We start from the raw sequence: 11,750 nt of genomic DNA, 5'->3' as shown, positions 1-11,750 counted from the left end.
GCCCCGCAGGCCCCGGCCGCGGCGACCGCCCCGCGGGCCGCCGCCGGCTGGGCCGCCGGGACCCGGGCCTACCTGGTGATCAGCGCCCCCGCCGACGTCGCCGCCGCCAAGACCGCGGTGACCGCCAACGGCGGCACGGTCTTCGCGAGTTACGACGCGATCGGCGTCGTCGTCGCCCACGCGACCGCCACCGGCTTCGCCGCCGCCCTGCGCGCGGTGCCCGGCGTCCAGCAGGTCGGGGCCACCCGGACCTCGGACGTCCCGGCCGACGCCTACAACCCGGCGCTGCCGGCCAACCCCGCCCAGTCGGCGACCACCCTCACCGAGACCAGCCGCTGGGACATGACCCAGATCAAGGCCGACCAGGCCTGGGCGGTCTCCACCGGCTCCGCCACCGTCAAGGTCGGCGTGCTGGACACCGGCGTCGACGACCAGCACCAGGACCTCGCACCCAACTTCGACGCCGCCGACTCGGTCTCCTGCGCCTACGGCAAGCCGGACACCCGCACCGGCGCCTGGCGCGACGTCGACACCCACGGCACCCACGTGGCCGGCACCATCGCCGCGGCGAAGAACGGCAAGGGCGTCATCGGCGTGGCCCCCGGCGTCCGGATCGCCTCGGTCCGGATCGCCGAGCCGACCAGCACGCTGTTCTTCGCCGAGAACACCGTCTGCGGCTTCGTCTGGGCCGGCGACCACGGCTTCAAGGTGACCAACAACAGCTACTACACCGATCCCTGGCAGTTCAACTGCCCGGACAACCTGGACCAGGCGGCCATCATCGAGGGCGTCCGCCGCGCCCAGGAGTACGCCGAGGGCAAGGGCTCGCTGCAGGTCGCCGCGGCCGGCAACTCCACCTACGACCTGGCCAACAAGACCACCGACAGCGACAGCCCCAACGACTCGACCAAGGTCACCCGGACCATCACCAACGCCTGCCTGGACATCCCGACCGAACTGCCGGGCGTGGTGACCGTCTCGGCGATGGCCAGCGGCACCGGCAAGGCCTCCTACTCCAACTACGGCCGGGGTGTCATCGACGTCGCCGCACCCGGCGGGGACGGCGCCACCGGCGTCTACTCCACCCTGCCCGGCGGCAAGTACGGCACCAAGAGCGGGACGTCGATGGCCTCCCCGCACGTCGCCGGCGTCGCGGCGCTGCTCGCGAGCGCCAACCCCGCGTTCACCCCGGCCGACCTCCGGGCCCGGCTCGCCACCCAGGCCAACGACGTGGCCTGCCCCGCGTCCGACAGCCGCTGCACCGGCACCACCGCCAACAACGCCTTCTTCGGCGAGGGCCAGGTCGACGCGCTCAAGGCCGTCGGCGGCGGCACCCCGCCGACCGGCAAGTACTTCGAGAACCAGGCCGACGTGGCGATCGCCGACAACGCCACGGTGGAGAGCCCGATCGCCGTCACCGGCGTCGGCGGCAGCGCCCCCGCGGCCCTCAAGGTCGGCGTCGACATCAAGCACACCTACCGCGGCGACCTGGTCCTCTCCCTGGTCGCCCCGAACGGCACCGTCTTCCTGTTGGAGGACTTCGCCAACGGCGACAGCGCCGACAACGTCGCCAAGACCTACACGGTGAACGCCTCCGCGAGCCAGGCCGACGGCACCTGGAAGCTGCGGGTCAAGGACGGCGCCTCCGGCGACACCGGCACGATCGACGCCTGGAACCTCACCTTCTGATCCCTCCGGCCGCCGTCCGGCGCGGTGTGCGCGTCAGCCGGCTGCGCCTCCCACTGTCCTGGACCGTCCAGTGAAGGACCAGGACAGTGGGGCGCTCCGGCACCCCTGGCACCCCGGTCCCCGGGCGCCGCCGGCTTGCGCCCCCGTCCGTCAGCGGGTCGGCGGGCCCGGCAGCAGCGGGCCGGTGACCTGCTTGACCTCGTCGTCCTCGTCGGTGACGCTCGCGGTGATCGAACTGGTCGCGCCCGACAGCAGGCCGAGCAGCAGGAAGGCCACCAGCAGGCCGCGGCCCGCGCCGCCGAGGACCAGCGGACGGGTCGCCGAGACCGGGCCGCCCGGCTCGGAGCCGGGCTCGTCGCCGAAGAGCCGCTTGGGGTAGGCCGGGGTGAGCATCAGCAGGTAGGCCATGTACCGCATCCGGTAGCGCAGGACCGCCGCCGTCGCCTCGAACAGTGCCTGCGGCATCCGTCCGAGGATCAGCACCACCAGCCAGCTGATCCAGCCGACCACCCACCAGCCGGCGAAGAGCAGCCCCTGGACGACGGCCGCCGGGATGACCAGGATCAGCCGGAACAGCACCGCGAGGCGGTTGAGCTCGCCGGGCCGCAGCTCCACCTTGACGGGGTAGTCGGGGGTGCGGAACGCGAACGGCGGGTAGCGGTCGTGGGTCAGCAGGAGATAGCTGGTCACCCGGGTCTCGTACGGCACGTACGACGAGAGGTAGTCGGCGGCGAAGCCGGGCAGCCGGCCCAGGACCAGCGCGCCGAACCAGCCGATCACCGCGACGAAGAAGGCCACCACCGACAGCACCCAGACCACGACGAACTGCGGGATCAGCAGCAGGATCCGCAGCAGCACGGTCAGCCGGTTCTGCGGTCCGGGGGCGGGAAGGTCGAGCGGCGGCAGCCACTCCTGCGGAGCTGCGGTGGCTGCGGGGGGAGCCTGCCACATCGGGGGCCTCCAGGTATCGGCACCGGGCGGACGGCGCGACGAAGGCGCGCGTGCTCCGAAGATCGCAGCCCCGTACCGGTGCCCGCGCGCTGCGCTGCTCCATCCGAGGGAGGGGCCCGGGCGGTCCATTTTGATCATTTCGGCATCTGATCCGACTGGTGACTGGTCGCCATCGAGGCCGCGGCGGACAGAAGGCGGGCAGGTTCGAACGATTGCGGTCGCGGGACCTCCGGGGGCGGTCGGCGAGGCAGCATCGCTGCGAAGGCGATCGGGTCCCTGCCCGATCGGCTGTCATGTCCGGGGCGTACTCACCGCGGGGGTGCCGGTTTGCCAGCGATCGACGACCACGAGCACGACCACAGCGACGACCACGACCATAACCGCGACCACCGGTCCGACCCGGTCGGCCCGGACGGCGCGCCCACCGAGGCCGACCTCACGCACCTCGCCGACTTCGAGGACTTCCTGCGGATCTCCGCCGAGCTCACCGGATTCGACGAGACGGAACTGCGCGACACCGGCATGGCGCACGAACACCACCGTACCCTCCTCGCCCACCGCGTCCGCGACGAGCACGCCCTGCTCCACCTCTGGTACGTCGGCGCCTGGCCCGACGAACCGCCCTCCTCGCCCCGCGCCCACGACCGGGGCCTGATGTGGCGCACCTTCCACGGCGCCGCCCCCGGCAGCGCCGCCCCCGGACACGGCAGCTGGGCCGAGGCCCCGCGCGGCGGGGGCGAGCGGTGAGCCGCCCGCCGCGGAGCCCCGCGGACGGCGGGGACCACTGGGACGTGATCGTGGTCGGCGCCGGCATCGCCGGCTCCCTGGTCGCCCACCGCCTCGGCGGACACGGCCACCGCGTCCTCGTCCTGGAGGCCGGCCACGCCGCCCCAGGCGCCGCCGCGACCACCACCGCGTACCGCGCGGCCGGCGGCGGCACACCCACCTCGCCCTACCCGCGGAGCGCCGACGCCCCCTCCCCGGACGTCGACGACCTGACCGGTCTGTCCGGCGGCGGCTTCACCGCCACCGGCCACCTCGTCCAGCACGGCCCGCTGCCCTACGCCAGCGGCTACCTCCGGGCCAACGGCGGCACCGGACTGCTCTGGACCGGCCTCACCCCGCGCATGCACCCCGAGGACTTCCGCACCGGCGACCTCGGCCACGGCCGCAACTGGCCGATCGGCTACCGGGACCTCGAACCGTACTACCGCCAGGCCGAACAGGAACTCGGCGTGGCCGCCGACGCCGACCAGCAGCGCCGCGACGTCGGCCTGCCACTCCCCGACGGCTACGCCTTCCCGATGCGCCCCGTCCCGGCCAGCCACCTCGACCGGCTCGTCGCCCGGGCCCTCGACGGCCGCGCCGTCCGCGACCCGGCCGCCGGCGAGGACGCCCTCCTCGCCGTCAGCACCACCCCGCACGCCCGCAACGCCCGGCCCGCCCCGGCCGCGGACGGCGCCCCGCCCGCCCGGCCGGACGGGCCGCTCTGCCAGGGCGCCGCCGCCTGCGTCCCGGTCTGCCCCACCGGCGCCAAGTACACCCCGCTGCGGACCCAGGCCCGCTGGGCACCGGGCGTGCGGCTGCGCACCGACGCCGTGGTGAGCCGGGTCCTCGTCGACGGCACCGGCCGCGCCACCGGTGTCGAGTACCACACCGCGGGCGCCGCCCACCGGGTCCGCGCGGACCTCGTGGTGCTCGCCGCCCACGCGATCGAGAACGCCCGGCTGCTGCTCCTGTCCGGCCTCGCCAACCGCAGCGACCAGGTCGGCCGCAACCTGATGGACCACCCGGCGCTGCTCACCTGGGGCCTGCTGCCGCAGCCGACCGGCCCCTACCGGGGACCGGGCTCCACCAGCGGCCTGGAGGCCTTCCGCTTCGGCCCCGCCCGGGCCCGCCGGGCGCCCTTCCGGATCGAGATCGGCAACTGGGGCTGGTCCTGGGCGGGCCGCCCGCCCCAGGCGGAGACCGCCGACCTGCTGCGGGCCGGGCTGCGCGGGAAGGAGCTCCGCGAGCGCCTCGGCGACCGGCTCGGCCGCCAGTTCTCGCTCCAGTTCGAACTGGAGCAGCCCGCCGACCCGGCGAACCGGGTCACCCTGGACCGCACCCGGCGAGACCGGCTCGGACTGCCGCGCCCCGCCCTCCACTACGACCTCTCCGTCTACGTCCGGCAGGGCATGGCGTCCGCGCGGGCCGTCTCCGACCAGCTGTTCGCCCTGCTGGGCGCCGAGGACCACACCCGCTACGACGCCGGTCCCGGCTGGCCCGGGCGCCTCGAACACCGGGGCGCGGCCTACGGCTACCGGGGCGCCGGCCACGCCGGCGGCACCCACGTCATGGGCGACGCGCCGGGCACCTCCGTGGTCGACGAGTGGCAGCGCTGCTGGGACCACCCCAACCTCTACGCCGTCGGCTGCGGCTCGATGCCCTCCCTCGGCACCTCCAACCCCTCGCTCACGATGGCCGCGCTCGCCCTGCGCAGCGCCGACCGCATCCACCGGGAGCTGACGGCGCTGCGCCGGCCGGCCGCTCTCGCCGCCCCTCCTTCCTCCCCTCAGCCCGCTCCGCCCTCCCAGCCACCTCCGCCTCCGTCCCCGACGCCGTCCAGGGAGCCGTCATGACCGGTCTGCCGCTGCCGCCCGTGCCCGAGCCGTACCACCTGCCCTTCCACTACGGCGCGCTGCACAACATCGGCGTGGACTTCCTGGTCGACCCCGGGCCGGTGCGCGCCCTGCTCGCCGACCGCCACCCCGCGCTGGCCGCCGCCGACTTCGACGGCCGGGCCTGCGTCTCGCTCAACTACCAGCTGTACTTCGCCCAGTACCCGACCGGCGGCGGGATCACCGAGGAGGTGGAGATCAACGTCATCGCCCACCCCGCGTCCGCCGCCGACCGCGTCCCGGCCGTGGACTACGGCCAGTACGCCCGCGGCCACGACCAGACCAGGCTGCTCGGCATCGCCCGGCTGCACGTGCTCTGTGACAACCCGCTCGCCATCGACGCGGGCACCCGTCTGTACGCCGAGCCCAAGCACCCCGGGTGGTTCACCGCCGTGCTTCCCTCGCTCAACGCGGCCGCGGTGCACGACCACTGGTCCTTCGTCTGCCATCGGGCCGGTCTCGGGCCGGACGGCCTGCGGCGGTTCGAGGAGGAGCTCTTCGCGGTCGAGGCGGACCTCGCGGGCCTCGACGGCGAGCCGGTGGTCAACACGCCGGTCACCGGCTACGGCACGGACCCCGGGGGGCGGCTGCTGGCCGGTCCGCTGACCGTCCAGCAGCCGTACCGCTTCCATCCGCTCGACACCCGCACCGCCGACCGGATCCGGCTCACCCTCGGGCGGTCGGGACCGGGACCGGGATCGGGACCGGGGTCGGGGTGGGGACCGGGGTCGGCGGGGGACCCGGGACCGGGGGATCCCGCGCGGGAGGCCGCGGCCGACCTCGCGCGGCTGGTCGGCGACGCGCCCGCCGCCGGCGTGTGGACGTACCAGTCCGCGCCGGTCGCCGCCCACCACCGCCCCTACTACGTCCGCTGACCGGGTCCGGCCGGGTCGGCCGTCAACTCCCCTTCCGAGCAGCGAACTTCACTCCATCAGGTGAAGCAGGCTGCGGCGGGGCGGAAGAGCCGCCACCGCTCGCCGATAGTGGGAGACCCGGTCGGGCGCCGAGAGCCCGGCGTACGGAGAGAAGGAGCGGCACATGCGGACCGAGGCCACCCAGCGGGTCGAGCTCGTCTTCGGACTGTTCGACGCGAACGGCAACGGCGTGATCGACATCGGTGACTTCGACCTGATGTCCAAGCGGGTGGTCGAGGCCGCGTACGACTCGGACGAGGATGCCAAGGAGGCCATCCGTGCCGCCTTCCGGCGCTACTGGGTCACCCTGGAGACGGAGTTGGACTCCAACGGGGACGGCGTGGTCACCCGGGAGGAGTTCCGCGGCTTCGTGTTGTCGCCCGAGCGCTTCGGGCCGACGATCGGGCAGTTCGCCGACGCCCTGGCCGCGCTCGGCGACCCGGACGGCGACGGGCTGGTCGAACGGCCGCTGTTCGTCGCGCTGATGACCGCGATCGGCTTCGGACACGCCAACATCGACGCCCTCTTCGACGCCTTCGAGCCGACCGCCGACGACCGGATCCCGGTCGCCACCTGGGCGGAGGGCATCCGCGACTACTACGCGCCGGACAAGGCCGGCATCCCGGGCGACCACCTGGTGGGCGACCCGGCCAGCTGAACCGTCCGGCGCCGGCATCCCGCCCGTACCGGACCAGTCGACGACCAGCCGAGGAGCAGTGTGAAACCAGCAGTCGGACTCGCCGTGGGCCGGGGTACGGGCGCGGAGCTCGCGACCGTCTTCGAACGGGCCCTGCACCGGATCGCGGCCGTGCACGGTGCCGGGGTCGAGATCGTGAGGTCCCCGCGGACCTACCACTCGTACGTATCGCTCCGGGAGGAGGTGGCCGACACCGAGCGGATCCGCCGGCTGACCGAGGAGGACGCCGGCCACTACGAGCGGTTCTGCCGCGACCGGGCGAGGTCGGGCACGACGGCCGTCTTCCGGACGGCCGTCAACGCCCAGTCGCTCTACCTGGTCCGCCAGCGGCTGCAGGCCGTCAAGGTCGAGCCGATCGCCGCCGGCGACGCCTCGCTGCTGCTGGTCCGGGACGAGGCGCAGGGCTTCTACACGGGTGAGAACCGGCACGCCCCGGGAGTGGTCACCCGCACCATGGAGTTCAGCCGGGAGATCACCGGGAAGGTGCTGGAGTTCGCGGTCCGGCGCGCCTGGCGGCAGTGGCCCGACGGCGGGCCGGCCCGGGTGGTGATGGCCTACAAGTTCCACCTGCTGGACGGCGCCCTGGACGACTGGGTGGACGACATAGCGCGGGGCCTCGGTGTCGAGGTGCGGCTGTTCCAGCCCGACACGGTCAACCGCAACCTGATAACCCACGGCTTCGCCGACCGCACGGTCGTCGTGGCGGGCAACGAGTGGGCCGACATCATGCACGTCGTCCTGCTCGACCGCTTCGGGGGCGAGCGGCAGGAGAACCGCTGCACGGAGAACGTTCTCCTCCACCCGGAGCTGGGGGAGTTGGCGGAGTACCAGACCGTGCACGGTTCCGCCGACGACCTCGCCGGCAAGGACACCGTCAATCCGGTCGCCACCCTGCGCGCCGCCGCGGCCGTCGCCGAACGGCACGCGGGCTGCCGGGGCGCCGTGGCCGCCGTGGAGGGCGCCCTGGCCGCCGCCGGGGCACGGGGCGTGCGGACGCCCGACCTGGGCGGGCGGCACTCCACCACCGATGTGGTCGACGCCGTGCTCGAAGCCCTGACGGCAGCGGCGCCGGTCGGCCCGCTGTTGGCCGGTTCGCTGGCGGCCGACCCGCTGGCCGCGGACCCGCTCGCCACCGGTCCGCTGTCCGTCGGCCCGCGCCCGGACCGTTCGTGACCGCCCGCACGGACCGGACGGCGCTGGTCGTCGTCGACCTCCAGAACGACTTCTGCGCCGGCCCCGTCGCCGCCGCCCGCTACCCCGGGGACCCGCAGCGCCTCGCCGCCGTGGCGGCGAACTCCGCCCGGGCCGTGGAGACCGCGCGGGCACACGGCACCGAGGTGCTCTTCGTCCGGTTCCTCGGCGACCCCGTCCACCAGGGCGCCGCCTGGCGCCACCGGGACGCGGTGCTCGGCAAGCGCCCCAAGTGCCTCGACGGGAGCTGGGGCGCCGAGTTCCACACCGTGGCGCCGGAGCCCGGCGAGGCGGTGTTCACCAAGTACGCCTGCTTCGACGCCTTCCTCGGCGAGGGCTTCGGCGCGCACCTCTCCGGGCGCGGGATCGGGCACCTGGTGTTCGCGGGCGTGTTCGCCGACGTCTGCGTGGACAGCACCGCGCGCACCGCCTTCCAGAAGGGCTTCCACGTGACGGTGCTCCGCGACTGCACCGCCGCCCTGCACTACGCGGACGAGGACGTCCTGCGCTTCATGAGCCGTGTCTACGGCGCCCGCGTCACCACCCACGACCGACCTGCCGTCTGGACACGGCTTCCCGAGCACTTGGAGAGCCCATGACCGCCACCGCGGCCGCCCCCGTCACGACCGCGGCCCCCGGGGCCGCGACCCGCGCCGGGGGCCCGGGGGCCGGCGGTGCCGCCGGTGTCGAGGAGGGGGTCGGACGGACCGCCCTGATGGTCGCCGCCGCCCGTGCGATCGAGAGCCGCCGGCCCGACGCCCTGGCCCGGGACCCCCTCGCCGAGCACTTCGTGCGCGCCGCCCGCGCGTCCACGCGGTGGCCGGTCCACCCCCGCGACGTCCCGAAGGGCCCGGACGGCGCGGCCGATCCGCTGTGGGAGCGGCTCGGCGGCTACTTCGCGCTGCGGACCAGGACCCTGGACGACCACCTGCTGCGGGCCGCCCGGCTCGGGGCCCGCCAGGTGGCGCTGCTCGGCGCCGGACTGGACGCGCGGGCCCACCGGCTGGACTGGCCGCCCGGCACGACCGTCTTCGAACTCGACCGGGCCGGGGTGCTCGGCTTCAAGCAGCAGGTCCTCGACCGGATCGGCGTCCGGCCGACGGCCCGGCGGGTGCCGGTGGCCTGCGATCTGCGCCTCGACTGGGCGGGCGCGCTGGCCGCCGCGGGCTTCCGCGCCGGTGAACCGACCGCCTGGCTCGCCGAGGGCCTGCTGCTCTACCTGCCCGCCGCCGCCGAGTCGCGGCTGGTTGCCACCGTGGACCGGCTGAGCGCCCCCGGGAGCAGCCTGGCCTACGAGGTGAAACTCGGCATGGAGCCCGCCGTGGTGCGCCGCAACCCCGTGTACCTCGCGGCCCGTGACCGGCTCGACATCGACCTGCTGGCCCTGTTCGACGACGAGCCCAGGCCCGACACCGCCGCGGACCTGGCCGCCCGGGGCTGGTCCACCACCACCCACACACCCTTCGAGTTCACCCGCCGCTACGGCCGCGGGCCCCTGCCGGAGCCCGACGACGCGCTCGCCGCCAACCGGTGGACCTTCGCCGCGCGGGGGCCGCTGCCCGGCGCCGGCCGCCGGGAGGGAGCACCGGGGCGGGGGTGACTCCCGGGGTCACCAGGTCCGGGCGGCGGACAGCAGCCGCTCGTGGACCGGCGCGACGTGCGGGTTGGCGGACGGGCCCGGGCGCCGCACCAGGTAGGCGGTGTTGATCGGCGGGTCCTCCGGGCGGTGGAGCAGCCGCAGGGCGCCGGAGTCGAGCTCGGCGCGGCACAGGTAGCCGGGCGGTACGGTCCAGCCCGCCCCGGCCGTCACGGCGGCGACCACGCCCCGCAGGTCCGGAACGGTGACGGCGGCCCGGACCTGGAGGCGGCGGTCGAACACATGGCGCCGGTAGCGGCGGGCGACGGGCAGGTCCTCGGCGCAGGCCACCAGCGGTTCCCGCTCCAGGGCGTCCGGCAGCGGTTCGCCGGCCAGGCGGCCGGCCGGCTCCGGGGCGGCGACCAGGACGAACTCCTCGTCGGAGAGCGGCTCGGCGAGCAGGGTTCGGCCGCGCGGACGGCGGGTGGCGACCACCAGGTCGTGGCGCCCCGCGCGCAGCTCCGCCGGCAGCGGGTCGGTCAGCCCGGTGGCCACCCGCAACCGGACGCCCCGGTCGGTGAGCGGGGCCGGCGCGCCGAGCAGGACGGTGCAGAGGAACTCGGCCGGTCCGGCCAGGTGCACGGGCTCGGGCGCACGGTCGGGCCCCGCGCCCGCCACGTCCGCCAGCCGGTCGAGCGGTTCCGCCAACCGGGCGGAGAGTTCGTCCGCGTGGGGGAGCGGGACGGCGCCCCGGGCACGCCGCTCGAACAACTCCCGGCCCAGCCGCTCCTCCAGCGCCCGGATCTGCGCGGTGAGGGTCGGCTGGGACAGCCGCAGCCGCCTTGCCGCCGCCGTGAACGATCCCGTCCGGTGGACCGCCAGGAAGGTGCGCAGCTGGTTCAGGTCCAGCGGCCCCGACCCATGGGAATTCCTATCGCTCATGCGCGCCCATCCTGGGCAAGCGGCTGCCGAAGGGGCGGTGGCGAGTCATCCGGGGGCCGATGTCCGGTATCGGTTTTCCGATTGGTGCGGACCGCGGGGCCCGCCTACGGTCGATGGCAGGAGCGCGTCCGTCTGACGAGCCGACAACCCGGAGACCACACCATGTCGAAGAAGATCCTTTTCGTGATGACCGGCGCCGACCACTGGACGCTGGCCGACGGCACCCGGCACCCGAGCGGCTACTGGGCCGAGGAGGCCGCCGCGCCCTACGAGGCGTTCAAGGGCGCCGGCCACACGGTGACCGTGGCCACCCCGGGCGGCGTGGTGCCGACCGTCGACGCCGCCAGCCTCGCTCCGGACTTCAACGGCGGCGAGGAGGGCTCGCGGAGGGTCGCGGAGGTGCTCGCCGCCGCCGAGGAGCTCAAGCGCCCGATCGCGCTGGAGGACGTCCGGCTGGACGAGTACGACGCCGTGTACTACCCGGGCGGCCACGGTCCGATGGAGGACCTGGCGGCCGACGCAGACTCCGGCCGTCTGCTGGTCCGCGCGCTGAGCTCCGGAAAGCCGCTCGGCGTCGTCTGCCACGGGCCGGCCGCACTGCTGGCCGCGGTCGGGGAGGACGGCGGCAACGCCTTCGCGGGCTACCGGGTCGCCGCGTTCTCCAACGAGGAGGAGGCCCAGGCCGGCTTCGCCGACAAGGCGAAGTGGCTGTTGGAGGACCGCCTCGTCGAGGCCGGCGTCGAGGTGCGGGCCGGTGAGGCCTGGGCGCCGAAGGTCGTGGTCGACCGCAACCTGGTCACCGGTCAGAACCCCGCCTCCGCGGCCCCGCTCGCGGTCGAGCTGCTGAAGAGGCTGTCCGCCTGAGGTGCGTGCGCGATGCCGCGCGGCGGTGCGTGCCGCCGGCGGGGGAGGGGGGCGCTCGGCGGCCTCCGGGTTGCACGGAGCGCAACGCCGCAGGTCCACTGGGCTCTCCGGCGGAGGACCTCCCGGATTACTCCCCTTGGTGCTGTGCGGAGGCGAACCGGCCCTTCGCCGCACGGAGTCCGCCATCACCACGAACCGCACGCGCAATGGTCACGAGCGGTTTTCGGAGTGGTGGCTTCCGGTTCGGGCGCCGTCCCTAGCGTGCC

At 74.9% G+C, this 11,750-nt stretch carries 11 protein-coding genes; 9 read left to right on the top strand and 2 right to left on the bottom strand.

The window, feature by feature from the left end; translation table 11 throughout:
* The coding region (locus ACFVFS_RS06930; protein ID WP_380620963.1) for a S8 family serine peptidase at nt 1-1,689 on the top strand (1,689 nt) is incomplete at its 5' end.
* A gap of 150 nt (nt 1,690-1,839) precedes the next feature.
* Here the strand turns inward: ACFVFS_RS06930 and ACFVFS_RS06925 are convergent.
* Nucleotides 1,840-2,640 (bottom strand): DUF4389 domain-containing protein, encoded by an 801-nt coding sequence (locus ACFVFS_RS06925; RefSeq protein ID WP_380620961.1) that lies wholly within the window; start codon nt 2,638-2,640, stop codon nt 1,840-1,842.
* Between the two features lie 327 nt (nt 2,641-2,967).
* On the opposite strand from ACFVFS_RS06925, the gene ACFVFS_RS06920 reads away from it, so the two are divergent.
* The 7 genes from ACFVFS_RS06920 (at nt 2,968) to ACFVFS_RS06890 (ending at nt 9,702) form a co-directional block, all read left to right on the top strand.
* Nucleotides 2,968-3,387, top strand: a complete 420-nt coding sequence (locus ACFVFS_RS06920) for a hypothetical protein (protein WP_380620959.1) — start codon at nt 2,968-2,970, stop codon at nt 3,385-3,387.
* Nucleotides 3,384-5,261 (top strand): GMC family oxidoreductase, encoded by a 1,878-nt coding sequence (locus ACFVFS_RS06915; RefSeq protein WP_380620957.1) that lies wholly within the window; start codon nt 3,384-3,386, stop codon nt 5,259-5,261. Before ACFVFS_RS06920 ends, ACFVFS_RS06915 begins: the two co-directional genes overlap by 4 nt.
* Entirely contained in the window at nt 5,258-6,175 is a 918-nt protein-coding gene (locus ACFVFS_RS06910) for a hypothetical protein (RefSeq protein WP_380620955.1), read from the top strand. The genes ACFVFS_RS06915 and ACFVFS_RS06910 overlap by 4 nt, the downstream gene beginning before the upstream one ends.
* A gap of 163 nt (nt 6,176-6,338) precedes the next feature.
* On the top strand, nt 6,339-6,872 hold the full coding sequence (locus ACFVFS_RS06905) for an EF-hand domain-containing protein (RefSeq protein WP_380620953.1): 534 nt from the start codon (nt 6,339-6,341) through the stop codon (nt 6,870-6,872).
* A gap of 60 nt (nt 6,873-6,932) precedes the next feature.
* Nucleotides 6,933-8,084, top strand: coding sequence for an isocitrate/isopropylmalate family dehydrogenase (locus tag ACFVFS_RS06900; protein WP_380620951.1), 1,152 nt, complete (start codon nt 6,933-6,935; stop codon nt 8,082-8,084).
* Nucleotides 8,081-8,701 carry a cysteine hydrolase family protein gene (locus tag ACFVFS_RS06895; RefSeq protein ID WP_380620949.1) on the top strand — a complete coding sequence of 207 codons (621 nt, stop codon included), beginning with the start codon at nt 8,081-8,083 and terminating at the stop codon, nt 8,699-8,701. The genes ACFVFS_RS06900 and ACFVFS_RS06895 overlap by 4 nt, the downstream gene beginning before the upstream one ends.
* Nucleotides 8,698-9,702, top strand: a complete 1,005-nt coding sequence (locus ACFVFS_RS06890; protein WP_380620947.1) for an SAM-dependent methyltransferase — start codon at nt 8,698-8,700, stop codon at nt 9,700-9,702. The genes ACFVFS_RS06895 and ACFVFS_RS06890 overlap by 4 nt, the downstream gene beginning before the upstream one ends.
* A 9-nt stretch (nt 9,703-9,711) precedes the next feature.
* Here the strand turns inward: ACFVFS_RS06890 and ACFVFS_RS06885 are convergent, their stop codons facing one another.
* Nucleotides 9,712-10,620, bottom strand: coding sequence for a LysR family transcriptional regulator (locus tag ACFVFS_RS06885; protein WP_380620945.1), 909 nt, complete (start codon nt 10,618-10,620; stop codon nt 9,712-9,714).
* A gap of 162 nt (nt 10,621-10,782) precedes the next feature.
* On the opposite strand from ACFVFS_RS06885, the gene ACFVFS_RS06880 reads away from it, so the two are divergent.
* Nucleotides 10,783-11,484: a type 1 glutamine amidotransferase domain-containing protein gene (locus tag ACFVFS_RS06880; protein ID WP_380620943.1), complete on the top strand. Its 702-nt coding sequence runs from the start codon at nt 10,783-10,785 to the stop codon at nt 11,482-11,484.
* Nucleotides 11,485-11,750 lie beyond the last annotated feature (266 nt).

This window comes from Kitasatospora sp. NPDC057692, assembly GCF_042799475.1.
GTDB lineage: Bacteria > Actinomycetota > Actinomycetes > Streptomycetales > Streptomycetaceae > Kitasatospora.
The sequence above is the reverse complement of the archived record's forward strand: the minus strand, read 5'-3'. Positions and strand labels throughout refer to the sequence as shown.

Excerpts from the sequence above, each read along its gene's own strand:
- ACFVFS_RS06885 (WP_380620945.1), bottom strand. The coding sequence starts at position 10,620 with ATGAGCGATAGGAATTCCCATGGGTCGGGGCCGCTGGACCTGAACCAG.
- ACFVFS_RS06905 (WP_380620953.1), top strand. The coding sequence starts at position 6,339 with ATGCGGACCGAGGCCACCCAGCGGGTCGAGCTCGTCTTCGGACTGTTC.
- ACFVFS_RS06910 (WP_380620955.1), top strand. The coding sequence starts at position 5,258 with ATGACCGGTCTGCCGCTGCCGCCCGTGCCCGAGCCGTACCACCTGCCC.
- ACFVFS_RS06880 (WP_380620943.1), top strand. The coding sequence starts at position 10,783 with ATGTCGAAGAAGATCCTTTTCGTGATGACCGGCGCCGACCACTGGACG.
- ACFVFS_RS06890 (WP_380620947.1), top strand. The coding sequence starts at position 8,698 with ATGACCGCCACCGCGGCCGCCCCCGTCACGACCGCGGCCCCCGGGGCC.
- ACFVFS_RS06925 (WP_380620961.1), bottom strand. The coding sequence starts at position 2,640 with ATGTGGCAGGCTCCCCCCGCAGCCACCGCAGCTCCGCAGGAGTGGCTG.